Here is a 25,784-nt window from a genome sequence, read left to right as displayed (position 1 = left end):
CGGCGGTGGGGCGGTCGTCATGCGCCCGTGAGTCCCCCCACAGTGGGGATGTCATACGGGTCTGTGACGTTGTCAGCACGTGAGAATCACCGAAACCGATCCCCACCACTGCTCGCCCCACGACGTACGACCTGACCCAGAGAGATCGAGATGACGAAGCAGCTGGTGGAGAAGACCGCCCCCGACGTGGAGGCGCTGCCCGGCGACCTCATGACCAACCGCGAACGCGTCCAACTCGTCCTGGTGCTGGGCGCGTTGATCGCGATCGGCCCACTGACAATCGACATGTACCTGCCGGCGCTGCCCGCCATCACCGCGGGTCTGCAGACCACCGAGACCGCCGTGCAGTTGACGTTGACCGGCACGCTGCTCGGCCTCGCGCTCGGCCAGCTGCTGATCGGGCCGGTCTCCGACGTGGTCGGCCGGCGCCTGCCACTGCTCGCCGGCCTGGGCGTGCACATCGTGGCCTCCGTGCTGTGCGTCTTCGCACCCGACATCGCCGTGCTCGGCGCGCTGCGGGTGCTCCAGGGTCTCGGCGTCGCGGCCGCCACCGTGGTCGCCACGGCCGTCGTCCGCGACCTGTTCAGCGGCGCGTCCTTCGCGCGGATCTTCTCCCGGCTGATGCTGGTGATGGGGCTGGCGCCGATCCTCGCGCCGACGCTCGGCAGCGGCCTGCTGCGCTGGACCGAGTGGCGGGGCGTCTTCGCGGCGCTGGCCGTGCTGGGCGCCCTGCTGATCGTCGTCGCCGCGCTGCGACTGCCGGAGACCCTTCCGGTGACGCGACGCCGCCACGGCGGGGTGGCGGCGACCATGCGCGACTACCGAGGGCTGCTCAACGACCGTGCCTTCGTCGGTCTGGTGCTCGTCGCCGGGCTGGCCATGGCGTCGCTCTTCGCGTACGTGTCCGGGTCGTCCTTCGTCCTGCAGGACCAGTACGGCCTCGACGAGCAGCAGTTCGGCCTGGCCTTCGGGGCCGGTGCCGTGGGCCTCATCGCGGCCACCCAGTTCAACGTGCGGCTGCTGCGCCGCTACACCCCGCAGCAGATCCTCGTCAGCGCCCTGGTCGCCGGTACGGCCGCCGGGCTGCTGCTGGTGCTGTTCGCCGTCACCGGCATCGGTGGCCTGGGCACCCTGCTCGCGTCGCTGTGGCTCGTCCTGGCCGCCGCCGGCCTGGCCCTGCCGAACGCTCCGGCGCTGGCCATGAGCCGGCACAGTGAGGCCGCCGGGACCGCCGCGGCGCTGCTCGGGGCCGTGCAGTTCGGCGTCGGCGCGTTGTCGGCGCCCCTCGCCGGCCTGTTCGGCACGGGGAGCGTACCGATGGCGATGGTCGTCGCGGGCGGCATGGCCGCGGCGCTGGCGGTCATGGTCCTGGTCGTCCCCCGCGCCGCCCTCGGCACGGTCGACCCGGACCTGGCCGTCGCCCTGCACTAGGGGCGGGCCGGTTGCCCGGCCCGCCCGGCGATCAACGGATCTCGGTGGTGTCCTCGGGTCGCGGTTGGCCACGCGGCGGCGCGGACCACGGCGATTCGCCACCCACCCGGCGCGGCAGCGGCTCGGTGGGCGTCGGGTCGGCCGGGTAACCGAGGGTGAGCGGGGCGGTCTCCCGCTCGGCGGGCTCGGCGGGCGGCCAGTCGGTCAGGGTGAAGTTGTCGCTGCGGGGGCCGTCCGTCGGCGTCGTCGCGGGGGCCTCGACCGGCCCGGTCGCCGGCTGCGGCCACTGCCGCCAGCGCTGGCGGCTGAACGTCGCCATCAGCAGCAGCATGCCGATCAGGAAGAGCGTGCCGTTCTCCACCGGCAGCCGAAGCGGCAGCGGATCGCCGAACACCTTCCAGTCCTGCGGGACCGCGTCACGCACCTCGAACGGCGCCACGAACATCCCGACGTACGGGATGACCAGCAGCAGCCCGGCAACCAGCGGGCCCACCGGCGAGAAGCGCAGCGTGCCGAGAAGGCCGAGCAGGACACCGCCGACACCGAGGTAGACGGCCGGCTCGATCAGGTTGGCGGTGTTGAAGGTGCCGATCTCCACCCAGCGGTCGACCGTCCGGCTCGACCCGTCCTGCCCCAGCGTGACGAGCACCCAGGTGATGGGCGCCACCACCAGCCCGGCGAGGAAGCTCCAGAGATGTCGCATCCGCGCACCGTACCGTTTCCGGCATGACCGAGCACCTCTCCGCCGCTCCGACCGGCAAGCCGACGTCGTACTCCCGCGTCACTCTCAGCAAGATCATGACGGCTGTCGATGTGAATCTCTACGGCACCGTGCACGGCGGAGTCCTGATGAAGTTCGTGGATGACGTGGCGGGAGCCGCGGCCGCCCGGCACAGCGGCGGTACGGCTGTCACCGCGGCGATCGACGAGATCGTCTTCTCCGAGGCGGTCCGGGTCGGTGACCTCGTGCACGCGCACGCCCAGGTGAACTGGACCGGACAGACCTCGATGGAGGTGGGCGTACGGGTGGTGGCCGAGCGCTGGGACTCGGCCGAGGACACGCCGGTGCGGGTGGCCACCGCGTACCTGGTCTTCGTCGGCGTGGACGTGGGCGGCGCGCCGCGGATGGTCCGTCCGGTGCTGCCCGAGACGGCGGAGGACGAGCGCCGGTACAAGGAGGCGGAGATTCGGCGCGCCCACCGGTTGGCCCGTCGCAGGGCCATCCAGGCCCACCGCGCTGGCTGAACCACATGGGTGGGCCGGGTGGAGTGTGGGCCGCGCACGCGTCGATCGGCGTACCCGGTGCGCAGAATGGCGCTTCGAGGTAGGGCAAGATGGCGCCACGGCCCATTCACAGTGTCGTGCCGGGCCAGGGGAGGGTTGAGCAGTGGGTGACATGCTGTGGGCGCCGCCGGCGGACGTACGCGAGCGGTCCCGGATCGGCAACTACCTGCGCTGGCTGCGCGAGCACCGCGGGCTGGACTTCGCGGACTACGACGCGCTGTGGCGCTGGTCCACCACCGACCTGGACGGGTTCTGGCGCTCGATCTGGGACCACTTCGAGGTGATCGCGCACACCCCGCCGACCGCCACCCTGGCCGAGCGGGGGATGCCCGGCGCCCGCTGGTTCCCCGGGGCAACGCTCAACTACGCGGAGAACGTACTGCGGATGCCCGGCCGCGCCGACGACGACCCGGTGGTGATCGCGCACGGTCAGACCCGCGCGCCCGTCACGCTGACCGCCGCGGAGCTGCGCGAGCAGGTCCGCCGGGTGTCGGCCGGGCTGCGCCGGCTCGGCGTCACCGCCGGGGACCGGGTGGCGGCGTACGCCCCGAACATCCCGGAGACCTACGTCCTGTTGCTGGCCACCGCCAGCCTGGGGGCGATCTTCTCGTCCTGCGCGCCCGAGTTCGGCACCCGCAGTGTCACCGACCGCTGGCAGCAGATCGAGCCGACAGTGCTCGTCGCCGTGGACGGCTACCGGTACGGCGACAAGCCTGTGGACCGGCGTGCCGAGGTCGCCGCCATCCGCGCGGCCCTGCCGTCGCTGCGGCACACCGTCAGCATCGCGTACCTGGACCCGGCCGGCCCCGTCCCCGATGGCGCGCTGGGCTGGGCCGACCTGGCCGCGCCCACCGACGAGCCGTTGACGTTCACGCCGGTGCCGTTCGACCACCCGCTGTACGTGTTGTACTCCTCGGGCACCACAGGTCTGCCCAAGCCGATCGTGCACGGGCACGGTGGCATCCTGCTGGAGCACCTGAAGATGCTCGCCCTGCACCACGACCTGGGCGCGTCCGACAGGTTCTTCTGGTTCACCACCACCGGCTGGATGATGTGGAACTTCCTGGTGTCCGGGCCGGCGGTGGGCGCCGCCATCGTGCTGTTCGACGGCAACCCGGGCCACCCCGACCTGGGTGGGCTGTGGCGGCTGGCGGCCGAGACCGGCACCACGTACTTCGGTACCTCCGCGCCGTTCCTGCTGGCGTGCCGCAAGGCCGGCCTGGTGCCCCGGGACATCGCCGACCTGTCCGCGCTGCGCGGCGTCGGTTCCACAGGCGCGCCGCTGCCCGCCGAGGGCTTCGGATGGGTGTACGACACCGTGAGCGACCACGTGCAGCTCCAGTCGCTCTCCGGCGGCACCGACGTGTGCACCGGCTTCGTCGGAGGGGTGCCGCTCCTACCTGTGTACGCCGGTGAGATCGCCTGCCGGGCGTTGGGCGCGAAGGTGGAGGCACGGTCCGCCGACGGCACCCCGGTGATCGGCGAACTGGGTGAGCTGGTGATCACCGAGCCGATGCCGAGCATGCCGGTGGGCTTCTGGAACGACCCGGACGGCACCCGCTACCGCGAGGCCTACTTCGACGTCTACCCGGGCGTCTGGCGGCACGGCGACTGGATCACCATCAACGAGCGGGGCGGCTGCGTGATCACCGGACGCTCCGACGCCACCCTCAACCGAGGTGGGGTGCGGCTGGGCACCGCCGAGTTCTACTCGGTGGTCGAGGGCCTCGACGAGGTCGTCGACTCGGTCGTCGTGCACCTGGAGGACGACGAGGGCGGTGCCGGCGAGCTGCTGCTGTTCGTGGTGCTGGCCGATGGGCTGACTCTGGACGACGCGCTGCGGAAGAAGATCTGCCGGGAGCTGCGGACCGCCCTCTCACCCCGGCACGTGCCCGACGAGATCCACCAGGTACGCGCCGTTCCCCGCACCCTCTCGGCGAAGAAGCTGGAGGTGCCGGTCAAGAAGATCCTCACCGGCACCCCTGTCGACCAGGCCGCGGCCAAGGGCGCCCTGGTGAATCCGGATTCGCTTGGCGCGTTCGCCGCCCTGGCCCAACGCCGCCCTTCGAACAAGACGCCCGCCTGAGGTTGGCCGCGGCGACTCGTCCGCCCTGTCGGGGAGCACGGTGGTGACTGGGGTGTGCCCCGGCATGCGCGTCCTTTGCTCTGCTTACGGGGGCGCAACAGTCCGGGCCGCTTTCTGTTGCGCCGGTTGAAGCAGAGCAAAGGACGGGCGCGTGCCTACCGGCAGCTGCCCGTGCCGGGGCGCCACGGGGCCGCCGGCGGGTCGGTCACGGGAGAGCGTGCGTGACCTTCTCCGTGGTCAGGCGGGTGGGGAGGTTGGCCGGGGCCAGGTTGGCGCACAGGACGACGGTGGCGGCCCGGGTCAGCGGGGCCAGGAGCCAGTCGACCGGGTCCGGATAGCGGCTGGTGTCGGCCAGGACACGTGCCCCACGCTCGATGCCCAGCTCGTCGGCGCGGGTCTCGGCCCGGGCCAGCAGGCGCGCGTCGGCGGGGCCCGGACCGGACTGTGGCGTGAAGTGGTCGCCGTGTCGGCGTACCTCGACCACGTAGTCGGCGAACCCGGGCGGTACCTCCCGCAGCGGGGCGGCGAGTGGGGCGAGGCCCAGGGCGTACTGCTCGGCGGCCGACCAGGACTGCGCCTCGTCGAACCGGTCGACGGCGGCGAAGAGCACCTCCACGTCGCCGGGCGTGTCGGTGACGCTCACCTTGGCCGACCAGCAACCCAGCAACACCGCCGCGGTCTGCCAATGCGGAGGCAGCAGCACCCCCGCCGGTGAGCCCGGCGCGAGACCCACCTCGTCGACGAGCAGGTTCGCGGTCTTCGCCACCCAGTTCGCAAGTGTGGCACCGGACAGTTCGGTGCGGTCGCCGCTGGCGTCGTCGTACCAGGTCAGCAGCGGTCGGGTCGGGTCGGTCGCGATCGCGTCGGCGAAGACGCGGGCAATGTTGTCGGCCATCGGCGCGAACGATACGCCCCCGGGAGCCGTACTCGAAGACGATGACAAGTCGGCGTACGGTCGGGTCGCAGTCAGCGTCGGCCCCGTACTCCGGCGTAGGCTTTACCCCCGGAGTGTTGTTCCCCACAGACCCGCCAGTTCAAGGAGTCGCCCCGTGACCGCCGGTCGCCCGCCCCGCGTGCTCATCGACGCCACGAGTGTCCCCGCCGACCGTGGTGGTGTCGGTCGATACGTCGACGGTCTGCTCGGTGCCCTCGGCAAGGTCTGCGGGTCGGGGGTGGAGCTGGCAGTTGTCAGCCTCCGCACCGACCTGGAGCGGTACACCCGGATGCTGCCCGGCGCGGAGATCATTCCGGCGCCGGCCGCCGTGGCGCACCGCCCGGCACGCCTCGCCTGGGAGCAGACCGGCCTGCCGCTGCTGGCCCAGCAGGTGGGCGCCCACGTGCTCCACTCGCCCTTCTACACCTGTCCGCTGCGGGCCGGCTGTCCGGTGACGGTCACCGTGCACGACGCGACGTTCTTCACCGAGCCGGAGCACTACGACAAGTCGCGCCGGACGTTCTTCCGCAGCGCCATCAAGACCTCGATGCGGCGCGCCAACCGGGTGATCGTGCCCAGCAAGGCCACCCGGGACGAGCTGATCCGGCTGCTCGACGCCGACCCGACCCGCATCGACGTGGCCTACCACGGGGTCGACCACGCCGCCTTCCACGCGCCCAGCGACGAGGAGAAGGCCCGGGTGCGCGCCCGGCTGGGGCTCGGCAACAGCAGCTACGTCGCCTTCCTCGGCGCCAAGGAGCCGCGCAAGAACGTACCCAACCTGATCCGTGGTTGGGCGCGCGCGGTGGCCGACCGGGACGACCCGCCGGCGCTGGTGATCGCCGGCGGGCAGGGCCACGACGACGACATCGACAGGGCGGTGGCCGAGGTCCCGTCGCACCTGCGCCTGCTGCGTCCCGGCTACCTGCGCTACGGGGACCTGCCCGGCTTCCTCGGCGGCGCGCTGGTCGCCGCCTACCCGTCCTACGGTGAGGGATTCGGCCTGCCGATCCTCGAGGCCATGGCGTGCGCCGCGCCGGTGCTGACCACGCCCCGGCTGTCGCTGCCCGAGGTGGGTGGCGACGCGGTCGCTTACACCTCGGAGGACGCGGAGCAGATCGGCACCGACCTGGCCGCCCTGCTCGACGACGAGCAGCGCCGGTTGACGCTGGCGAAGGCTGGTTTCGACAGGGCCAAGGAGTTCACCTGGGAGTCCAGCGCCGAGGTGCACATCGCCGCTTGGAGCCGCGCCCGTTCGTGAGCGTCGAGGGCTGGGTGGGCGACGCGGCCACCGGCCCGACGTCCGTCGGGCATGATGTGCGGATGCTCTATGCGGTCATCCCGGCAGGTGGCAGCGGCACGAGGTTGTGGCCGTTGTCCCGCGCCGGCCACCCCAAGTTCCTCCACCCCCTGACCGGCACCAACGCTTCGCTGCTCCAGGCGACGGTGGCCCGGCTCGCGCCGTTGACCACCGCCGAACGCACCCTTGTGGTCACCGGCGCCGCGCACGTCGCGGCGGTGGCCCGGCAACTGACCGGACTGCCTGAGGAGAACATCCTCGTCGAGCCGTCCCCGCGGGACTCCTGTGCGGCGATCGCGCTCGCCGCGGCGGTGATCGCGTTGCGGGAGCCGGAGGCGGTGATGGGCAGCTTCGCCGCCGACCACCTGATCGGCGACCCGGAGAGCTGGGTGCGTACGGTCCGGGAGGCCGCCCTCGGCGCGGAGCGGGGCCTGCTGATGACCGTCGGAATCACCCCGACCCGGCCGGAGACCGGCTACGGCTACCTGGAGACCGGCGAGGAGACCAGCGGCACGCCGTGGCGGGCCGTCACGGAGTTCAAGGAGAAGCCGGCCGTCGACGTCGCCGAAGCGTACGTCCGCTCCGGACGCCACCTGTGGAACGCCAGCATGTTCGTGTGGCGGGTGGACGTGTTCCTCGCCGAGCTGGCCCGCCAGCAGCCGGCGCTGCACGCCGGTGTCACCGCCATCGCCGCCGCCTGGGGGACCCCCGAGCAGGACGACGTGCTCGGTGCCATCTGGCCGACCCTGCCGAAGATCTCCGTCGACTACGCGGTCATGGAGGGCGCCGCCACCGCGGGCCGGGTGGCCACGGTGCCTGGTGACTTCGGCTGGAACGACGTCGGCGACTTCCACACCCTCGGTGAGGTTCTGTCGGCCGACGAGGCGGGCAACGTGGTGCTCGGCAGCGCCGACACCAAGCCGGGCGTGCTGCTGCACGACAGCGCCGGCCTGGTGGTGGTCCCGCAGTCCGGCCGGATGGTGGCCGTTCTCGGGCTCCGTGACCTGATCGTCGTGGACACTCCCGACGCGGTTCTGGTCTGTCCGCGCGACCGGGCCCAGGACGTGAAGGCCCTGGTCGACGAGCTCAAGGAGCGAGGCGAAGAGGGCTACGTCTGAGGGCCGCGAGGGCCGGCGCGACGAGTTGAGCGGTCCCGCCGGCCAGCGGCTCGGGCAGCGCGTCCGGCGGGAACCACCCCAGCGCCTCGGCCTCGTCGCTCACCTGTTCCACCGCGCCGGGCGGCGCGAGTACGGCGAACCGGACGTCGAAGTGCAGGGAGCCGCCCTGGCAGGCGACCTGGTGCACGTCCACGTCGATCGGCACGGGGTCGATGCGCAGGCCGTCGATCCCGGACTCCTCGGTGGCCTCCCGCAGCGCGGCGGCCACCAGGGTCTCGTCGGTGGGTTCGCAGTGCCCGCCGAGCTGCACCCACATGCCGAACTTGCCGTGCAGGCAGAGCAGCACCCGTGAGCCGGTCGGGTCGAGGATCAGCGCGCTTGCGGTGAGATGGCCGGGGCGGTGCTGCCTGCTCATCGCGACCGGGCCGGCGGCGAGTACCGCGAGGGTCCTCTCGCGGGCGGTGGCGGCGTCCGGGCTGGTGGGCTGCCAGCCGCCGAGCAGCGCGGCGGCGTCGGCGTGCAGCGCGGCGTACGTCTCGGCGTCGGTGGGGTGGGCGGCGGGGCCGGTGAACGCGGTGTCGGGCACCTCGCCACTGTACGAGCGCCCGCTCCGTACCCTGGCGCGGTGACCCTGCGACTCGTCGAATTCGTGGTGGCCGGCAACGAGGCCAGCGATCTGCTGCCGGTGCGTTCGGCGGCGCTGCTGCGCGCGTACGGCGCCCGGCGGGGCTTCTGGACGGTGCTGGACGAGGGGCCTGTGGAGCGCTGCCTGGCGCTGCTGCTGGAGGTGGACGGCGGCGGGTGGACGGCCCGGCACGTGGTGGCGGACGCCGGGGCCGAGAACGGCCGCACCGAGGACGGTGAGGCGCTCGCCCACCACGACGGCTGGGTGTACGTCTTCGGCTCGCACTTCGGGTCGAAGGCCGGCCCGCTGCGCCCCAGGCGTGCCTTCGTGGCCCGGTTCCGGGAGGACGACGCGGCGGTCGGTCCGCTGCCGGTGCAGGTGGTCCGTAACCGGTTCCGGCTGCACCGGGCGGTAAACGACGCTCTCGCCGTGGCGCCGCTGAGCCTGCTGCCGCCGGGGGAGCGGGTGCGGGACCGGTTCATCGTGGAGACCCTGGCCCGGGGGACGGCCCGGTCGAAGAGCTGGGTGACCCGGCTGGCCCCGGACGACCTGCCCCTGAACGTGGAGGCGGCGGCGTTCACCCCGGCCGGGACGGTGCTGCTGGGGCTGCGCTTCCCGGTCACCTCGGCCGGTGAGCCGATCGTGGTAGAGGTGGCGGGCGTCCCGGACATGTTCGCGGCCGAGCCGGCGTGGCCCAGGGCGCTGGGGGCGTACGCGGTGAGCGGGGTGACGCCGACGGGGGCGTTGACCGGCTTCCGGGCCATCGCGCCGACCTCGGACGGCGGGTACGACGCGGTGGTCGGGTCGATAGACGCGCTGGGCAAGGGTTCGGTGCTGCTCGACGACCATCCGGGTGGGGGTGACGTCACGTCGCGGCATGTCCGGTTCCGGTTGCCGGCGGGTGGGTCGGGCGGCGCGGTGCCTGACGCGTACCTGCTCGACGGGGAGGTTGTGGCGGAGCTGGCGCCGTTCCACCACGTCGAGGGGCTGGCCACGCTGGACGGGCGGGTCTTCTACGTCACCGACGAGGACCACCGGGTCGCGTTGTGGGTGGGGTGAGCGGAGTTCGGCGAAATGATCGGACGGCACCTCTGCGGAGCAAGGGCCGCAGACCCTCGTGGTGCCGCCCGATCACCGGTCCTCCCCGGCCCCGGCGCCCAGGCGCCGCGTACGTCCACGACGTACCGGTGCCGTGCTCGGGCACTGGAAGCATGCCGAACTGTCCCGGGAGGCGTCGAGGTTTTTCATCTCAGGCTTAAAGATGGAGATAACTGCCGGGCAGGTAGAGTCGAACGGTCACCCGGCATCCCCCTGCCGGCGACACGGGAGTGCTCCATGCTGAAGATCCACTTTTCGGGCGAGGACATCCTCCGGACCCGGGTGGCCCCGGCGGCGGACCCGGTCTGGGAGCTGGTCCTCAGCCTGCACGTGTTGCAGGGCCGCAACCGCGACCCGCTGACGTCGTCCTGGCGACGCACGGTGAGCCGGGAGTTACGCCAGGACGCCGCCTCCGAGCAGCTCAGACTCCTCTTCGCGCTGAATCCGCCACGCGGGTACTTTCCCGACTTCCTGACCCCGTACGCGAGTGTGGAGGGTTTCGAGGCCGGGCTGGACGCGGTCCGCAGCACCCCCGTCGAGCTGCTGCGCCGGGACCTGGGTGTGCTTGCCGCCGAGACCCCGCTGCCGTCGTCGGCCGCCGCGCTGGCCCGCGGCGACGTGGGGGTGCTGCACCACCTCGCGCAGTCGATGGAGCAGTACCGGTCGCTGGCGATCGGCCCGTACTGGCACCGGATCCAGGCGGCCGTGGCGGCGGACCGGGCCCGTCGGGCGCGAGCGCTGCTCGACGGCGGCGTGGAGGGGCTGCTCACCAGCCTCCGGCCGGCGATGCGCTGGGAGGGCGGGGTCCTCGAGGTTCGCGACTACCCGCACCACCGGGAGATGCACCTGGATGGTCGGGGGTTGCTGCTGGTGCCGTCGTTCTTCTGCGCGAGCACCCCTGTCGCGCTGCTCGACCCGGCGTTGCCGCCGGTGCTCGTCTACCCGGTGGACCGGCTGGGCGGGCTGGCCCCGGCCGACGGCACCGCACCGGATGCGACAGGCGCCGGCCGGGACTCGCTCGCCGCTCTGCTCGGGCGGACCAGGGCGGCTGTGTTGCAGGCCAGCGACGACGGCTGCACCACCGGCGAGGTGGCCCGTCAGCTCAACATCTCACCGGCGGCGGCGAGCCAGCACGCCACGGTGCTGCGCAACGCCGGCCTGCTCGTCAGCCATCGTGACCGCAACCGGGTGCTGCACACGTTGACCCCGCTCGGCCGGGCCATGCTGGACGCCTGAGCGCGGCCGGACGGGTCACAGGGCGAGCGCCGCGCTCGCCGCGCTGCCGGACGGCGGCGGGAGCAGTGCCGATCCGATGCCCTCGGCGGCCAGGGCGACGCGCAGCCGGTGCAGGTCGGCGCCGAAACGGACCAGGTCCATCGGGTCGACGGGGGCCGGCGGTGTGCCGAGCACCAGGGCCGTGGCGCCGTCCGGCCAGCCGGGCACCCCGGCGATCAGACCGGCGCGTACCTCCGATTCGTCGACGAGGGTGAAGACCGTGCCGGGCGCGACGACGCCGGCGACCGCCTCGATCGCCCGTCGCGTGGCCTCCGGATCGGCAGGCGTCGGACCGGGACCGTCGGGCAGCGTGACGGCGTCGGCCAGACCGGCCGCGCGGGCCTCGGAGGTGCCGAGGGAGAAGAGGTCCTGCTCGGCGTCACGCACCAGCACCTTCGCGCCATCGCCGTCCGGGGCGTCGGCGGTCGAGAGGTAGCCCCGGACCACGGCGACCGGGACCTGGTCGCACTTGCCCTTGATCAGCTCGCCGGCGGCGGCCAGCTCGTCCACCACTGCCATCTGGGTCAGGTGCAGCTCGTTGCCGTAGGGGTCGACCTCGCCCCGGTGGTCGCGGATCGCCGGCATCCCCGCCACGCCGAGCGCCACGTCGGTGAGGCCGTTGCGCCAGGGCCGCCCCATCGTGTCGGTGACGATCACGGCGACGTCCAGCCCGTAGTGCTCGCGCAGCGCGGCGCGCAGCGCGCGAGCCGACGCGTCCGGGTCCACCGGAAGCAGGACCAGCCGGGTCTTGTCCACGTTCGACGCGTCGATGCCCGCGGACGCCATCACGAAGCCGTGGTGGGTCTGCACGATCCGGGTCGGCCCCCGGCTGGCGACCACCCGTGCGGTCTCCGCCGCCAACACCTCGTCGCGCGCGGCGAGCCGCTCCGGCCCGTCCGCCGGAACGTCGACAAGCCGCCCCTCGGCCTTCGAGACGATCTTGCTGGTGACCACCAGCACATCGCCGTCGCGCAGCCAGGGCGCGGCGGTCGCGATCAACGCCGCCAGGTCGTCGCCCTCGGTCACGTGGCCGATGCCCAGCACCGGCAGGATCTCCAGCCTCACGTCAACTCCACCGCGGCGCGGACCATCGCCGCCGTCGCCGCCTCGTCGGTCATCCGCAACGGCACCGCGCGGACCGTCACCTCCGGCACCACCGCGCCCGAGTCCTCCTCGGCGACCAGCCAGCCGTCCAGCAGACCACCGGCCGGTCGGCCCCCGTAGAGCCGACCCACTCCCGCCGCGCTGCACTCGACGCCGAGCACGGCCAGGCACCTGTCGGCCATCCCCCGCACCGGCGCGCCGCCGATGATCGGCGACACACCCACTACCGGCGCCGGGCCGTCCGCCACGGCCTCGCGCATTCCGGGTACGGCCAGCACCGGCGCGACGCTCACCACCGGGTTGCTCGGTGCGATCAGCACCAGGTCGGCCGCGCCGATGGCGTCCAGCACCCCAGGTGCCGGCTTCGCCGTCTCCGCGCCCACGAAGACGAAACGGTGCGTCGGGATGTCCGCCCGGTACCGCACCCACCACTCCTGGAAGTGGATGGCCCGCTGACCCTTGTCGTCCTCGACGGCGCTGGCGCTGTTCGCGACTGCGGGGCTCGCAAGCTCACTCCTCCCGCTCACGACGGCGTGGGTCTCCAGCCGGTCGTCGGTCGCCGGCAGCAGGCGTACGCCAGGCTCCCAGCGGGTTGCCAGCGCCTCGGTGACCGCGCTGAGCGGGTAGCCGCCGTTGAGCATGGTGCTGCGGACCAGGTGGGTGGCGATGTCCTTGTCGCCGAGGCCGAACCAGGTCGGCTCTGCCCCGTACGCGGCCAGCTCCGTCTTGACCGTCCAGCTCTCTCCGACCCGGCCCCAGCCTCGCTCGGGGTCGGCGCCACCGCCGAGGGTGTACATGACGCTGTCCAGGTCGGGACAGATCTTCAACCCGTGCAGCCACAGGTCGTCGCCGACGTTGACAACTGCGGTCACCTCGGCGCCGACCTCGCGGGCGTACGCCCGGACGCCGAGCAGGAACCGGGCGCCGCCGATGCCGCCGGCCAGTACCACGATGCGCATGTCGACCATCCTCGCGCACGTGACGCCTCCGGGACGCCAGTGGCCAAGGAGACTAGGCTCACGTGCGCCCTGTCCGTCCACGCCCCGAGGGGGAGCTCGTGACCAGCCCCGCCGAGCCCGCGTCCACCGACGCGACGCAGGCCCGCCAGCTGACCAGGCCACTACGCGAACTGGCTGCGCTCGCCCTGCTGGGCGCCAACGCCGTGTTCCTCTTCGTGGGCCTGCTCCGGCTGATCGCCCCGAACGACTACAGCGACTTCACCGACCGCGCGGGCAGCGCCTTCTTCGCGTTCGTCGGGATCGAGGCGGTGGTCCTGCCGCTGCTGGCCGTGCTGCTGGCCACCCACATCTCGCCGGTGCTGCCGAAGGCCAAGCTGATCACCCAGGTGGCCCTCGGCGAGTACGCGGTGAGCGCGCTGTTCGGCACGCTGACCCTGCTGGTCTGGACGGTGGGCCGGCTGGCCGAGGCCGAGGTCCTCGACGCGCTGCTGGGCGTGCTCACCCGGTTCGCCTGGATGGTGATCTTCGCGGTCGCCGCCTGGGTGGTCTTCACGCTCTGGCGCACCCTCTACTACGTGCCCAAGCCCAAGGCGCAGCCGGGCGTGTACGGCCAGCCCCAGCAAGGTTGGCCGCAGCAGCAGGGCGGGTGGCCGGGTCAGCCCGGTGGCCAGCCGCAGGGTGGGTGGCCAGCTCCCGGTCAGCCGGGCGGTTACCCGCAGGCCGGTCAGCCGGGTGGCTACCCGCAGGGCCAGTACGGGCAGCCCTCGCCGCCGTTCCAGCCCGCCCCGCAGTCGGCGCCCCCGTTCCCGCAGTCCGGACCGCCGGCCCCGCAGTCCGCGCCGCCGTTCCCGCAGTCGGCCCCACCGGTGAACCCCGCGCCGCAGTCCGGGCCGCCCGCTCCGCCGTTCGGGCAGCCGCCGTCGGCGGACCCGACCCAGGCCATCCCGCGCCAGTCCGCCGAGCCGGGCGCCGCCGACCCGACCCAAACCATCCGGCGCCCCGCCGACACGGACGGCGACCGTACCCAGCACATCAACCCCGACGGCCCGCGCTGAGTCAGCACCGACCAGACCCGCGCCGATCTTGCACTTTCGGTTGTCGACATGAGCGGTATACCCCTTGTGTCGCGACCGAAAGTGCAAGATCGGCGGGTCGGGGTGGGTCGGGGCGGGCCGGGGGCTCGTTGGGTGGGGAGCTGCTGCGCATAGGCTGAGTGGATGGTTGATCGCACCCACTCCGGTCCCAGCGAGGCGAGCGTGCGGCGGGCCCTGGGCCGGGCCGCGACCGGGCGGGCCCTCGACGTCGACGAGGCGACCGCGCTGCTCTCCGCCCGCGGTAACGCCCTCGACGAGCTGCTCCGGGTTGCCGGTGGGATCCGCGACGCCGGGCTGCGTGACGCGGGGCGGCCGGGCGTCGTCACGTACTCGAAGAAGGTCTTCATCCCGCTGACCCGGCTCTGCCGGGACCGCTGCCACTACTGCACGTTCGCCACCGTGCCGCACCGGCTGCCGGCGCCCTTCCTCGACCGTGACGAGGTCCTCGCGATCGCCCGCGAGGGCGCGGCGCAGGGCTGCAAGGAGGCGCTGTTCACCCTCGGTGACCGGCCCGAGGAGCGCTGGCCGGCGGCGCGGAGCTGGCTGGACGAGCGCGGCTACGACTCCACACTGGATTATCTGCGCGCCTGCGCGGTGGCCGTGCTGGAGGAGACGGGGCTGCTGCCGCACCTCAACCCGGGCGTGCTGTCCTGGTCGGAGCTGCAACGACTCAAGCCTGTCGCGCCGAGCATGGGCATGATGCTGGAGACCACCGCGACGCGGCTCTGGTCCGAGCCGGGCGGCCCGCACTACGGTTCACCGGACAAGGAGCCGGCGGTCCGGCTGCGGGTGCTCGACGACGCGGGCCGGGTCGGGGTGCCGTTCACCACGGGCATCCTGATCGGCATCGGCGAGACGCCTGCCGAGCGGGTCGACGCCCTCTTCGCGATCCGTCGCGCCCACCGGGAGTACGGCCACCTCCAGGAGGTGATCGTGCAGAACTTCCGCGCCAAGCCGGACACGGCGATGCGCGGCATGCCCGACGCGGAGCTGCACGACCTGGCCGCCACGGTGGCGGTGGCCCGGCTGCTGCTCGGCCCGAAGGCCCGCATCCAGGCCCCACCGAACCTCATCGCCGGCGAATACGACCTGTTGCTGCGCGCCGGGATCGACGACTGGGGTGGTGTCTCGCCGCTCACCCCGGACCACGTCAACCCGGAGCGGCCGTGGCCGCAGATCGAGGAGTTGGCCCGGCACACCGAGCTGGCGGGGTTCACGCTGCGGGAGCGGTTGACGATCTACCCCGAGTACGTCCGTGCCGGCGACCCGTGGCTCGACCCTCGGCTGTCGCCGCACGTGAACGCCCTCGCCGACCCGGATACCGGCATGGCTGTCGAGTCGGCGATGCCGCAGGGCCACCCGTGGCAGGAGCCGGAGGAGGTGTTCGGCGGGCGGACCGACCTGCACGCCACCATCGACACCACGGGCCGGACCGACGACCGGCGCGGCGACTTCGACAGCGTCTACGGCGACTGGTCCGAGGTCGCCGGCAAGGTCACGCCCGAGGCGGAGGCGCGGCGCACGGGCGTACCCCCGGTGGCGGCCGGAAGCGGCGCGGACCGTGACCTGGCTGCCGGGCTGCGGCTGGCGGCCGACGACCCGGCGGCGCTGCTGGAGCCCGGCAACACCGACGCGGCGCTGGCCCTGTTCGGGGCGGACGGCCCGGCGCTGGACGAGCTGTGCCGGCTCGCCGACGACGTCCGCCGTGACACGGTCGGCGACGACGTCACCTACGTGGTCAACCGCAACATCAACTTCAGCAACGTCTGCTACGTGGGCTGCCGGTTCTGCGCGTTCGCCCAGCGTGAGCGGGACGCCGACGCGTACCGCCTCTCGGTCGACCAGGTCGCCGACCGGGCCGAGGAGGCGTGGGCGGCAGGTGCCAGCGAGGTGTGCCTCCAGGGCGGCATCGACCCGAAGATGCCGGTCACCGGGTATGCGGACATCGTCCGCGCGATCAAGGCCCGCGTACCGGAGATGCACGTGCACGCCTTCTCCCCGATGGAGATCGTCACCGCCGCCGCGAAGGCCGGCGTGCCGGTCCGCGAGTGGTTGACCCAGCTCCGTGAGGCCGGACTGGACACCATCCCGGGCACCGCCGCGGAGATCCTCGACGACGACGTGCGCTGGGTCCTGACCAAGGGCAAACTCCCGGCCGCCGCCTGGGTCGACGTCGTCAGCACGGCCCACGAGCTGGGCATCCGGTCCAGCTCCACGATGATGTACGGCCACGTCGACCACCCCGGGCAGTGGCTGGCGCACTTCCGGGTGCTGGCCGGGGTGCAGGACCGCACCGGCGGGTTCACCGAGTTCGTGGCGCTGCCGTTCGTGCACACGAACGCCCCGATCTACCTGGCCGGCATCGCCCGCCCCGGCCCGACCTGGCGGGAGAACCGGGTGGTGCACGCCATGGCCCGGTTGCTGCTGCACGGCCGGATCGACAACATCCAGTGTTCCTGGGTGAAGCTCGGCGACGAGGGCACTGTGGCGATGCTCCAGGGCGGCTGCAACGACCTGGGCGGCACGCTCATGGAGGAGACCATCTCGCGGATGGCCGGCTCGGGGAACGGGTCGGCGCGTACCGAGGAGCAGTTGCGGGCCATCGCGACGGCGGCCGGGCGACCGGCGCGCAAGCGTTCGACCGCGTACGGTCACGTCCGGCCCTGAGGTCGAACCTTTTCCCGCCGGCACCCGTACCACGCGGTGCCGGCGGCGGTCGCGGCGAGGATCGCCGCCGGTGTCCCCGGAGGGGCCGGCGGCGTCGGTAGACGGCAACCGGACCCGTCCGTCACCGCGGGCGCGTTCGCGCCGCAGCCGGAAAGGTTGCCCATGACCAGTGATCAGCGGAAGCGGCAGTGGCCGCGACTGACCCGCAGGCAGACGTTGACCGCCGCGGCCAGCGCCACCCTCGGCGCCGCCGCGCTCACCGTGCCGGGTCTGTCCGCCGCCCAGAACGCCCCTGGCGCGGCCGCCCGTGCCGACGAGCCGATCGTCGTGCACCTGCGGGACGCCGCCTCCGGAACGATGGACGTCTTCGTCGGCGAGTCCCGGATCGAGGTCCGCGACCGTGGCCTGGCGGACCGGCTGCGGCGCGCCGCCCGGCGCTGACCGACCCGCCACCCCGCCATCCGCCCCCGCCCAGTGAGGTTGGTCCGCCATGTCTTCCCACCGCGAGGCACCGGAGATAGCCAAGGATCCGGTCGCCGACAGTTCCGACCTGTACGCGTTCGTGAGCCCCGACAAGCCCGACACGGTCACGCTGATCGCCAACTACGTGCCGTTGCAGCTCCCCTCCGGGGGGCCGAACTTCTTCGAGTTCGGTGACGACGTGCGCTACGAGATCCATATCGACAACGACGGCGACGGCCGTCCGGATGTCACCTACCGGTTCGAATTCACCACCGAGATCACCAATCCGAACAGCTTTCTCTACAACACCGGTCCGATCGACTCCCTTGACAGCGAGACCTGGAACCGGAGGCAGTTCTACAGCCTGACCCGGGTGGCCGACGGCCGGGAGCACCGGCTGGCGCACAAGCTGCAGTGCCCGCCGTGCAACGTCGGCCCGCTGTCCACCCCGAAGTACGCAAACCTGGTCCGGCAGGCCACCTACTCGCTCTCCACAGGTGAGCGGGTCTTCGCCGGGCAGCGTGCGGACGGTTTCTTCGTCGACCTGGGGGCGATCTTCGACCTCGGCACGCTGCGGCCGTTCCAGCAGTTGCACGTGGCCGGCAAGAAGATCTTCAAGGCCGAGGGTGAACCGGTGAACGCCACCGACCGGATGAACGTGCACAGCCTCGCCGTGCAGGTGCCGCTGAACCGGGTGCGGCGGCGCGCCAACAGGTACGGCGCGGACGACCAGGCGTCGGTGATCGGCGTGTGGACGTCGGCGTCGCGCCGGCAGGTCCGGGTGCTCGGCGACCGTGGTGCTGCGGACACCGCCACCGGCCCGTTCACCCAGGTCTCCCGGCTGGGCAATCCGCTGTTCAACGAGGTCATCGTGCCGATGTCCAAGAAGGACCTGTGGAACTCGCTGCCACCGTCGGAGGACAAGCGGTTCGCGAAGTTCGTCGAGCAGCCGGAACTGGCCGCGCTGCTGCCGGCGCTCTACCCGGACGTCTTTCCCAACCTGGACCGGCTCACCAAGTCCAAGAAGGCCCGGGCCGACCTGGTGGCGATCCTGCTCACCGGCGTACCCGCCGGGCTGATCGACGGCTTCACCAACGCCACAGGTGACGTGCAGGCCGACATGCTGCGGCTGAACACCGCGATCCCGCCGACCCGTGAGCCGGACCGGTTCGGGGTGCTCGGCGGTGATCTGGCCGGCTTTCCCAACGGGAGGCGGGTCGGCGACGACGTGGTGAGCATCGCCCTGCGGGCGATCGCCGGGGTGACCGTCCCGCTGGTGGACAGGTCGTTCCGTCCGGACGCGGCGGCCGGCGCGGTCACCCCCGGGTTGAGCGCCGCCGACGTGACCGCGCCGTTCCTCGGGAACTTCCCCTACCTGGGTACGCCGTACGACGGTTTCAACAACCCGCCGGCGTCGTCCTGACCGGGGTGGGGGAGCGGCGGATGCACGAGCACACGTACGGGCCGTCGGAGACCGGGACCGTCGTTCTCGAACTGGGCGGCGAGACCGGCGCGTTGATCCTCTACACGGGTCCCGATCTGCGCGGCCGGGAGATCGAGATCAGCCGGGGCGACGACCGGCGCGTCCACTCGGCGGTGCGCGAACGTCGGGTGCGGGACGGGTCGTTCCACAGCGCGGTCTACCCGGATCTGCCGGCCGGCATTTATACCGTCTGGTGGGACGAGGGTACGTCCGCCGGCACAGTTTCTGTCCATGGTGGAGCGATAGCCGAGTTCGTGTGGCCCACCAGCGGTTTCGGGGCCGCGGGCTGATCTCACCGCACCGTTTTGGCAGGCACGCCCCGTCCACATCGTGGACGGGGCGTGAATGCTGTCCCTCACTCGACGGGCGGTCTGCGCCGCGCCGCGTTAACCTGTCCCCCACCAAGATCAGCTTGACGGGAGGGGGTCGTCCGATGTGTCTGGCGCCGTCATGGCGGCGACTCGTCGGAGGCGCGCCACGGCAGAAAAGTCGGGCAACTCGCCGGAGAGGGCGTTACTCGGCCGGGGTCTGAATCGATAGGGCAGGTTGCGAGGCTGGACGACCTGAGGGGTCGGCCGGGGGTGTCGGGAGGGCGACTCCATTATCAAGTTTGGCTTGACGGCGCACGCATTACACGCGTGTAATTTGAATGGGGTTGTTCGCACGGAACGCAACAAAACGGGACCGGACGGACAAGCACGCCTTTCGCGTGGGGGGTTGCAGCGGCGATGACGCCGGTGCGCGACAAGGAGGCATTTGATGGACGGCCAGCTTGAGGTGGCCGACCTGCTCGGAAACGCGCCGGAGTGGCAGGAGCGGGCGCTGTGCTCGCAGACCGACCCCGAGGCGTTCTTTCCCGAGAAGGGCGGCTCGACCCGCGAGGCGAAGCGAATCTGTTCGCGCTGCGAGGTCAAGACCGAATGCCTCGAATACGCTCTCGGGCACGACGAGCGGTTCGGCATCTGGGGTGGGCTCTCGGAGCGGGAGCGGCGCAAGTTGAAGCGGCGGGCCGCCTGAGCGGTACGGGGTCGGGGCGGTGGGGGCCGCCCGGCTCAGGCCAGCTCGTCGGGGTCGACCCCGAGCAGGTTCGCCACCTGTTCGATGATCACATCGTGGACGAGATCGGCGAGGTCCTCACGGTCCATCGCCCGGAACTCCAGAGGCCGCCGGTACAGCACGATCCGCGGCGGCACCTCCTGTCGGCCCGGGCGGCCGGGGAGCAGCCGGGCCAACGGGACCTCGCCGTCCTCCAACACGTCGGAGTCGTAGACGTTCAGGTCCGGGGGGACGTCCTCGACGGCGAACTCGACTCCGGCCAACTCCTTGGCGAACCGGCGTTCCAGCGTCTCGACGGTGTCCAGGACCAGGTCGTCGAAGACCTCCGCCTTGGTGCGGGCCAGCGGCACCGTCGCCGGCACCAGTCGCCCGCGCAGGCCGCGCCCGTGCCGGTCGCGGTGCGCGCGCCGGCCGGAACCGGGGCGGCGGTGTTCCGGACTCGTCATGAGGCAAAGGGTAGCCCCCACGCCGGGCTGGCCAGCGGCAGCGCCGCACGCGCGGCGCGGCGCGTACCGGACGGGCGAATTGTGATCACCACGACGGGCGTGTCGCATCGCGAAGCGATGCGCCGGACCCGGTAATGGAGATACCCTGCCGCCGTGAGGTCACCACGGCGCTGCTCCCGTAACGGCTGCCCCCGGCAAGCGGTCGCCACATTGACCTATGTCTACAACGAGTCGACGGCTGTGGTGGGCCCGCTGGCGGCCTTCGCCGAGCCGCACACGTACGACCTGTGTGAGCCGCACGCCCGCAGCCTCACCGCCCCCCGGGGCTGGGACGTGGTCCGGCACGAGGGCGAGTTCGAGCCGCCGCCCCCCACCACTGACGATCTGGTGGCGCTCGCCGAGGCGGTCCGTGAGGCCGCCCGCCCGGCCCCCCGCCCGCCGGAGCCCGACCCGCACCACGACAACCCCCACCAGACCGGCCGCCGAGGCCACCTGCGCGTGATCCCTCCGAACCACTGACCCCGGCGGCCGGGCCGTCTCAGAGCCGCGCCCAGGCCTCGGTGAGGACCGTCCGCAGGATCTGCTCGATCTCGTCGAAGTGCTGCTGCTCGGCGATCAGCGGCGGGGCGAGCTGGACGACGGGGTCACCCCGGTCGTCGGCCCGGCAGTAGAGCCCGGCCTGGAACAGCGCGGTGGAGAGGAAGCCGCGCAGCAGCCGTTCCGACTCGGCCTCGTCGAAGGTCTCCCGGGTGGTCTTGTCCTTGACCAGCTCGATGCCGTAGAAGTAGCCGTCGCCCCGGACGTCGCCGACGATCGGCAGGTCGTGCAGCTTCTCCAGGGTGGACCGGAAGGCGTCCTCGTTGGCGCGTACGTGCCCGATGAGGTCCTCGCGGGCGAACACCTCCAGGTTGGCCAGGGCCACCGCGCAGGAGACCGGGTGGCCGCCGAAGGTCACCCCGTGGGCGAACATGCCGGTCTCGGTGAGGAACGGCTCCATCAGCCGGTCGCTGGCGATCATCGCGCCGAGCGGGGCGTACCCCGAGGTGATGCCCTTGGCCGTGGTGATGATGTCCGGCTGGAAGCCGTAGCGCACCGCGCCGAAGTACTCGCCGAGCCGCCCCCAGGAGCAGATCACCTCGTCGGAGACGAGCAGCACGTCGTACGCGTCGCAGATCTCCCGGACCCGCTGGAAGTAGCCGGGCGGGGGCGGGAAGCAGCCGCCGGAGTTCTGTACGGGTTCCAGGAAGACGGCGGCGACGGTGTCCGGCCCCTCCCGCTCGATGGCCCGGCCGATCTCGTCGGCGGCCCAGCGGCCGAACGCCTCGGCGTCGTCGCCGTGCTCGGGCGCCCGGTAGAAGTTGGTGTTCGGCACCTTGATCGCGCCCGGCACCAGCGGCTCGAAGTCGCTCTTGATGCCGGGCAGGCCGGTGATCGACAGGGCGCCCATCGAGGTCCCGTGGTACGCGATGTACCGGCTGATCACCTTGTACTTGTTGGGCTTGCCGGTGCGCTTGAAGTAGGCGCGGGCGAGCTTCCACGCCGCCTCCACGGCCTCGGATCCCCCGGTGGTGAAGAAGACCCGGTTGAGGTCGCCGGGGGTGAGCGTGGAGATCTTCTCGGCCAGCTCGACGGCCTTGGGGTGCGCGTACGACCAGAGCGGGAAGTAGGCCAGCTCGCCGGCCTGCTTGGCGGCGGCCTCGGCCAGCTCGGTACGCCCGTGGCCTGCGTTGACGACGAAGAGCCCGGCGAGCCCGTCCAGGTAGCGGCGACCCTGCGCGTCCCACACGTACGCGCCCTCGCCGCGCACGATTGTCGGCACCTCGCCGGCGGAGTAGCTGGCCATCCGGGTGAAGTGCATCCAGAGGTGGTCGGTGGCGTTGGCCATGTCAGCCCCATCGGTCGTCGGGCCGGTCCAAGGGGTGGCACCGGCCGCTCTGCCAACGGTTATCGCACAGGCCGGGGGGCGGAAGCAAGTGGTATCAGTGGCGCGGCGGGCTGCCTGCGACGGATTTAGCGCATCCATGTCGATGCTGCAACGGAATCCGCATCGCTGTCGGTCGGTCGGCGGGCGGTCCGGGGGAGGCGGGGTGTGCTGTTGGTTGCCTTTGGAGCTGAATCGTTTGCGACATCACGATCGCCAGTCGGCTCGCTCCCGCCGGTCTCCCGCCGGGTGCTTCTGCCGGGCTGTCCGGCTGGTCCTGTCGACGGCCGAATCGTTTACGACATCAGCTCCACTTCACGTCGCCGATGTGGCGGTATCAACCGCACCCTGATACCGCGATATCGGCGACGTGGAGTGGATCAACGCGGGGACCGGCGCGGCGGGTCTCGGGGCGCTGGCGGGACACCTCGGGGGCGGTCGGGGGGCGTCCTGAATGGGCGCCAACACGTCCTACCGCAACACGCCGGTAGGACACAGACACGGAGAGTCAGCGTGGCTATTGTCCGCCGCAGCGTGCATCGAGCGCGTCGCAGCGCGCCTGCTGGGCGGAGATCCCGGATCGTCCGCGCGCAACGACGAGCGGCGGGAGGATCGGGTGGCGGGAGGATCGGGTGGCGAACGAGGCGTTGCGGGTGGCGATGGCGGAGGCGGGGGAGACCGTGGAGTCGCTGGCCGAGAAGGTCGGCGTCGACCCCAAGACGGCGGCACGGTGGCTTGCCTCGGGTCGCATCCCGCATCCGCGTACCCGGGTCGCGGTGGCGGAGGTCCTGCGTCGGGAGCCGGCCGACCTCTGGCCGGAGCCGTTCCGCCGCCGGGACCTGCCGTGGTTCCGGCCGTGGGCCGACCTCGAACAGGACGCCACAGGCATCCGGTCCTATCAGCCGCTGTTGGTGCCGGGCCTGCTTCAGACCGAGGGGTACGCCCGCGCGGTGCTGAGCACCGGCGGCCTGGTCCCTCCGTCCGAGGTGGACCTGATCGTCGCTGGCCGGATCGAACGCCAGGCGGTCCTCAGACGGGACGACCCGCCGCAGTTCGTCGCGGTGATCGACGAGGTGGTACTACGCCGGCCGGTCGGCGACGGGTCGGTGATGGCCGGACAACTCCGGCACCTCGCGGCGGCGGCCGAGTGGGAACATGTGCAGGTCCGGGTCATCCCGGCGGAGAGTCCGTGGCACACCGGGCTGGCCGGTCCGTTCGTGCTCGGTCGGCTGCCAGACGGGACGGAGTTGGCGTACCTCGACAACCAACTCCGCGGTCAGGTCGTGACCGATCCCGTCGACGTCGCTAGCCTGGGGCGCAGGTGGGAGAGCGTCACCGGTGAGGCGCTGCCCCGACGACGATCGATCGAGCTGATCAGGGAAGTGGCCGAGACATGGACATGACCGACGCCCGCTGGCGCACCGCGACCCGCAGCAGCAACAACGGCGGCGACTGTGTCGAGGTGGCCGACAATCTTCCTGGCCGGGTGCTGGTCCGCGACAGCAAGGACCGGGACGGCGGCACGCTGACCTTCGCCCCGGCCGCGTGGACGTCCTTTGTGGGCGGCTTCCGGCGCTCCGGTCAGGCCGTACCCCAGGTGTAGGTCTGCTTGCGCAACTTGAGGTAGACGAACGCCTCGGTGGAGAGCACGCCGGGCACCGCGCGTAGGCGTTGCAGGATCTCCAGCAGGTGGTCGTCGTTGCGGCAGACCACCTCGGTGAGCAGGTCGAACGACCCGGCGGTGATCACCACGTAGTCGACCTCGTCCAGCTCGGCGAGCCGGTCGGCCACCGCCTCCAGGTCGCCGTCGGTACGCAGCCCGATCATCGCCTGCCGGGGAAAGCCGAGCTGGAGCGGATCGGTCACCGCGACGATCTGCATCACGCCGGAGTCGAGCAGTCGCTGCACCCGCTGGCGGACCGCCGCCTCGGAGAGCCCGACGGCCTTGCCGATGGTCGCGTACGGGCGGCGACCGTCCTCCTGGAGCTGTTCGATGATCTGCTTGGCCACGTCGTCCAGCAGAGCGTGATTGGCACCTTCACGGACAGCGACACGTCGGCCGCCGTTGCCGTTCTCGTGCTGCCGGTTTGTCATCGTGCGCTCCCCATGTCCCGGATCGTGATGTCGCGCGTGTATCCCCGCGTAGTCTGGCGTATTTCGTCGTGCATCGCTAATCCCGCAACGGAATCCCTTGTAAGGGAGGTCACCTCATGTCAGGATCAGTCGTCCACGGCACCGACCCCTAGGAGTCGTCATGCGTACTCCCCTCCGGCCCCTCTCCCGGCGTGGACTGCTCACCGGCACTCTCGGTTCGGCCGCCCTGTTGGCCGCGGGCGGTAGTCTCGCCGGCTGCGGCACCAAGGGCGCCCAGCAGACCGAGGCCGGCTGCGTCAGCGAGGACCTGTCCGGCACCGAGAAGAAGCTCGCCTTCTCCAACTGGCCGCAGTACATGGACGTGGACGAGAAGGACGAATCCAAGCGGCCCAGCCTGGACGAGTTCATCACGAAGACCGGCATCCAGGTCACGTACACCGAGGACATCAACGACAACAACGAGTTCTTCGGCAAGGTGCAGAACCAGCTCGCCGCCTGCCAGAGCACCGACCGGGACGTCATCGTGCTCACCGACTGGATGGCGGCGCGGATGATCCGGCTCGGCTGGATCCAGAAGCTCGACCCGGCGAAGATCCCGAACGTGCAGGCCAACCTGCTTCCGTCACTGCTCAACCGCTCCTTCGACGCCGAGAACCGGATCTCCATCCCGTGGCAGTCAGGCCTCGCCGGCCTGGCGTTCAACGGCAGTGTCACAAAGGAGCTGCGTACCGTCGACGAGCTGCTCACCCGCCCCGACCTCAAGGGCAAGGTGACGGCGCTCAGCGAGATGCGCGACACCATGGGCCTGCTCCTCGGATCCAACGGGCACGACCCGGCCAACTTCACGGCAGCCCAGTTCGACGACGCCCTCAACAAGCTCAAGAAGGCCGTCGACTCCGGGCAGATCCGCAAGTTCACCGGCAACGACTACGCACCCGACCTGGCCAAGGGCGACATCGCCGCGTGTATCGGCTGGTCCGGAGACGTCATCCAGCTCTCCAGTGAGAACGAGAAGGTGCGGTTCGTCGCGCCCGACTCCGGCGTGATGCTGTACAGCGACAACATGATGGTGCCCAACAAGGCCACCCACAAGGGCAACGCCGAAGCGCTGATCAACTACTACTACGAGCCGGCGGTCGCCGCGAAGCTCGCCGCGTACGTCAACTACATCTGCCCGGTCAAGGGCGCCCAGGCCGAGATGGAGAAGATCGACCCGGAGCTGGCGGCCAACCCGCTGATCTTCCCCGACGAGGCGCTGCTGTCGAAGTCCAAAGTGTTCATGGCCTTGGACGAGAAGCAGGAACGGGAGTACGAGGGTAAGTTCCAGCAGGTCATCGGGGCGTGACG

25 protein-coding genes are annotated in these 25,784 nt (G+C 71.7%); 17 read left to right on the top strand and 8 right to left on the bottom strand.

Going from position 1 to position 25,784, the window contains the following annotated elements:
- The first annotated feature begins 150 nt into the window (after positions 1–150).
- Positions 151–1,431, top strand: coding sequence for a Bcr/CflA family efflux MFS transporter (locus AB0N27_RS13170; RefSeq protein WP_364367864.1), 1,281 nt, complete (start codon positions 151–153; stop codon positions 1,429–1,431).
- Between the two features lie 31 nt (positions 1,432–1,462).
- Here AB0N27_RS13170 and AB0N27_RS13165 read toward each other — a convergent pair whose 3' ends face one another.
- Positions 1,463–2,134, bottom strand: coding sequence for a hypothetical protein (locus tag AB0N27_RS13165; RefSeq protein WP_364367861.1), 672 nt, complete (start codon positions 2,132–2,134; stop codon positions 1,463–1,465).
- A 23-nt stretch (positions 2,135–2,157) separates the two neighbouring features.
- Here AB0N27_RS13165 and AB0N27_RS13160 point away from each other — a divergent pair, with 23 nt between their 5' ends.
- On the top strand, positions 2,158–2,676 hold the full coding sequence (locus tag AB0N27_RS13160; protein WP_364367858.1) for a hotdog domain-containing protein: 519 nt from the start codon (positions 2,158–2,160) through the stop codon (positions 2,674–2,676).
- A 142-nt stretch (positions 2,677–2,818) separates the two neighbouring features.
- Positions 2,819–4,801, top strand: a complete 1,983-nt coding sequence (locus tag AB0N27_RS13155) for an acetoacetate--CoA ligase (protein WP_364367855.1) — start codon at positions 2,819–2,821, stop codon at positions 4,799–4,801.
- 205 nt (positions 4,802–5,006) lie between these two features.
- Here the strand turns inward: AB0N27_RS13155 and AB0N27_RS13150 are convergent, their stop codons facing one another.
- Positions 5,007–5,696 (bottom strand): TIGR03089 family protein, encoded by a 690-nt coding sequence (locus AB0N27_RS13150; RefSeq protein ID WP_364367852.1) that lies wholly within the window; start codon positions 5,694–5,696, stop codon positions 5,007–5,009.
- Between the two features lie 154 nt (positions 5,697–5,850).
- Here AB0N27_RS13150 and AB0N27_RS13145 point away from each other — a divergent pair, with 154 nt between their 5' ends.
- Together AB0N27_RS13145 and AB0N27_RS13140 are read left to right on the top strand one after the other, a co-directional pair.
- Positions 5,851–6,996 carry a glycosyltransferase family 1 protein gene (locus AB0N27_RS13145; protein ID WP_364367849.1) on the top strand — a complete coding sequence of 382 codons (1,146 nt, stop codon included), beginning with the start codon at positions 5,851–5,853 and terminating at the stop codon, positions 6,994–6,996.
- A gap of 62 nt (positions 6,997–7,058) precedes the next feature.
- The gene (locus AB0N27_RS13140) at positions 7,059–8,153 is read left to right on the top strand and encodes a sugar phosphate nucleotidyltransferase (RefSeq protein ID WP_364370664.1); all 1,095 of its coding nucleotides are present in this window, start codon (positions 7,059–7,061) and stop codon (positions 8,151–8,153) included.
- On the opposite strand, the gene AB0N27_RS13135 is transcribed toward AB0N27_RS13140, so the two are convergent.
- A complete protein-coding gene (locus AB0N27_RS13135; RefSeq protein WP_364367846.1) occupies positions 8,122–8,739 on the bottom strand; it encodes an NUDIX hydrolase in 618 nt (205 codons plus the stop codon). The two genes, AB0N27_RS13140 and AB0N27_RS13135, sit on opposite strands and share 32 nt — an antisense overlap.
- A gap of 39 nt (positions 8,740–8,778) precedes the next feature.
- Between AB0N27_RS13135 and AB0N27_RS13130 the strand changes: the two genes are divergently transcribed.
- The gene (locus tag AB0N27_RS13130; RefSeq protein ID WP_364367843.1) at positions 8,779–9,837 is read left to right on the top strand and encodes a hypothetical protein; all 1,059 of its coding nucleotides are present in this window, start codon (positions 8,779–8,781) and stop codon (positions 9,835–9,837) included.
- A 276-nt stretch (positions 9,838–10,113) separates the two neighbouring features.
- Positions 10,114–11,112: a winged helix-turn-helix domain-containing protein gene (locus tag AB0N27_RS13125; RefSeq protein ID WP_364367840.1), complete on the top strand. Its 999-nt coding sequence runs from the start codon at positions 10,114–10,116 to the stop codon at positions 11,110–11,112.
- A gap of 15 nt (positions 11,113–11,127) precedes the next feature.
- On the opposite strand, the gene AB0N27_RS13120 is transcribed toward AB0N27_RS13125, so the two are convergent.
- Together AB0N27_RS13120 and cofD are read right to left on the bottom strand one after the other, a co-directional pair.
- A complete protein-coding gene (locus tag AB0N27_RS13120; protein ID WP_364367837.1) occupies positions 11,128–12,216 on the bottom strand; it encodes a coenzyme F420-0:L-glutamate ligase in 1,089 nt (362 codons plus the stop codon).
- Positions 12,213–13,214: a 2-phospho-L-lactate transferase gene (gene cofD, locus AB0N27_RS13115; protein ID WP_364367834.1), complete on the bottom strand. Its 1,002-nt coding sequence runs from the start codon at positions 13,212–13,214 to the stop codon at positions 12,213–12,215. Before cofD ends, AB0N27_RS13120 begins: the two co-directional genes overlap by 4 nt.
- A gap of 98 nt (positions 13,215–13,312) precedes the next feature.
- On the opposite strand from cofD, the gene AB0N27_RS13110 reads away from it, so the two are divergent.
- From AB0N27_RS13110 to AB0N27_RS13085, 6 genes are all read left to right on the top strand, one after another.
- Positions 13,313–14,269: a hypothetical protein gene (locus AB0N27_RS13110; protein ID WP_364367831.1), complete on the top strand. Its 957-nt coding sequence runs from the start codon at positions 13,313–13,315 to the stop codon at positions 14,267–14,269.
- Positions 14,270–14,431: 162 nt separating this feature from the next.
- Entirely contained in the window at positions 14,432–16,975 is a 2,544-nt protein-coding gene (locus tag AB0N27_RS13105) for a bifunctional FO biosynthesis protein CofGH (RefSeq protein ID WP_364367828.1), read from the top strand.
- Between the two features lie 162 nt (positions 16,976–17,137).
- On the top strand, positions 17,138–17,416 hold the full coding sequence (locus tag AB0N27_RS13100; protein ID WP_357980057.1) for a hypothetical protein: 279 nt from the start codon (positions 17,138–17,140) through the stop codon (positions 17,414–17,416).
- Positions 17,417–17,465: 49 nt separating this feature from the next.
- Positions 17,466–18,860: a DUF4331 domain-containing protein gene (locus AB0N27_RS13095; protein ID WP_364367826.1), complete on the top strand. Its 1,395-nt coding sequence runs from the start codon at positions 17,466–17,468 to the stop codon at positions 18,858–18,860.
- A gap of 20 nt (positions 18,861–18,880) precedes the next feature.
- Positions 18,881–19,210 carry a phospholipase gene (locus AB0N27_RS13090; RefSeq protein ID WP_364367823.1) on the top strand — a complete coding sequence of 110 codons (330 nt, stop codon included), beginning with the start codon at positions 18,881–18,883 and terminating at the stop codon, positions 19,208–19,210.
- A gap of 469 nt (positions 19,211–19,679) precedes the next feature.
- Positions 19,680–19,937 (top strand): WhiB family transcriptional regulator, encoded by a 258-nt coding sequence (locus AB0N27_RS13085; RefSeq protein ID WP_007455784.1) that lies wholly within the window; start codon positions 19,680–19,682, stop codon positions 19,935–19,937.
- Between the two features lie 35 nt (positions 19,938–19,972).
- On the opposite strand, the gene AB0N27_RS13080 is transcribed toward AB0N27_RS13085, so the two are convergent.
- Positions 19,973–20,422, bottom strand: a complete 450-nt coding sequence (locus tag AB0N27_RS13080; RefSeq protein ID WP_074316962.1) for a metallopeptidase family protein — start codon at positions 20,420–20,422, stop codon at positions 19,973–19,975.
- Positions 20,423–20,575: 153 nt separating this feature from the next.
- On the opposite strand from AB0N27_RS13080, the gene AB0N27_RS13075 reads away from it, so the two are divergent.
- A complete protein-coding gene (locus AB0N27_RS13075; RefSeq protein WP_364367820.1) occupies positions 20,576–20,941 on the top strand; it encodes a DUF3499 domain-containing protein in 366 nt (121 codons plus the stop codon).
- 19 nt (positions 20,942–20,960) lie between these two features.
- Here AB0N27_RS13075 and AB0N27_RS13070 read toward each other — a convergent pair whose 3' ends face one another.
- Positions 20,961–22,307 carry an aspartate aminotransferase family protein gene (locus AB0N27_RS13070; RefSeq protein ID WP_364367817.1) on the bottom strand — a complete coding sequence of 449 codons (1,347 nt, stop codon included), beginning with the start codon at positions 22,305–22,307 and terminating at the stop codon, positions 20,961–20,963.
- 695 nt (positions 22,308–23,002) lie between these two features.
- Here AB0N27_RS13070 and AB0N27_RS13065 point away from each other — a divergent pair.
- Together AB0N27_RS13065 and AB0N27_RS13060 are read left to right on the top strand one after the other, a co-directional pair.
- Positions 23,003–23,746, top strand: a complete 744-nt coding sequence (locus AB0N27_RS13065) for a helix-turn-helix transcriptional regulator (protein ID WP_364370661.1) — start codon at positions 23,003–23,005, stop codon at positions 23,744–23,746.
- Positions 23,737–23,946 (top strand): DUF397 domain-containing protein, encoded by a 210-nt coding sequence (locus tag AB0N27_RS13060; protein WP_364367814.1) that lies wholly within the window; start codon positions 23,737–23,739, stop codon positions 23,944–23,946. Before AB0N27_RS13065 ends, AB0N27_RS13060 begins: the two co-directional genes overlap by 10 nt.
- Here the strand turns inward: AB0N27_RS13060 and AB0N27_RS13055 are convergent.
- Positions 23,925–24,437, bottom strand: coding sequence for an Lrp/AsnC family transcriptional regulator (locus AB0N27_RS13055; protein WP_203177830.1), 513 nt, complete (start codon positions 24,435–24,437; stop codon positions 23,925–23,927). The genes AB0N27_RS13060 and AB0N27_RS13055 overlap by 22 nt on opposite strands.
- A gap of 160 nt (positions 24,438–24,597) precedes the next feature.
- Here AB0N27_RS13055 and AB0N27_RS13050 point away from each other — a divergent pair, with 160 nt between their 5' ends.
- The gene (locus tag AB0N27_RS13050) at positions 24,598–25,782 is read left to right on the top strand and encodes a spermidine/putrescine ABC transporter substrate-binding protein (protein WP_364367810.1); all 1,185 of its coding nucleotides are present in this window, start codon (positions 24,598–24,600) and stop codon (positions 25,780–25,782) included.
- Positions 25,783–25,784 lie beyond the last annotated feature (2 nt).

This window comes from Micromonospora sp. NPDC093244 (assembly GCF_040683695.1).
Classification (GTDB): Bacteria; Actinomycetota; Actinomycetes; order Mycobacteriales; family Micromonosporaceae; genus Micromonospora.
Note: the sequence above shows the minus strand (reverse complement) of the source record. Positions and strands in the feature narration are given on the sequence as shown.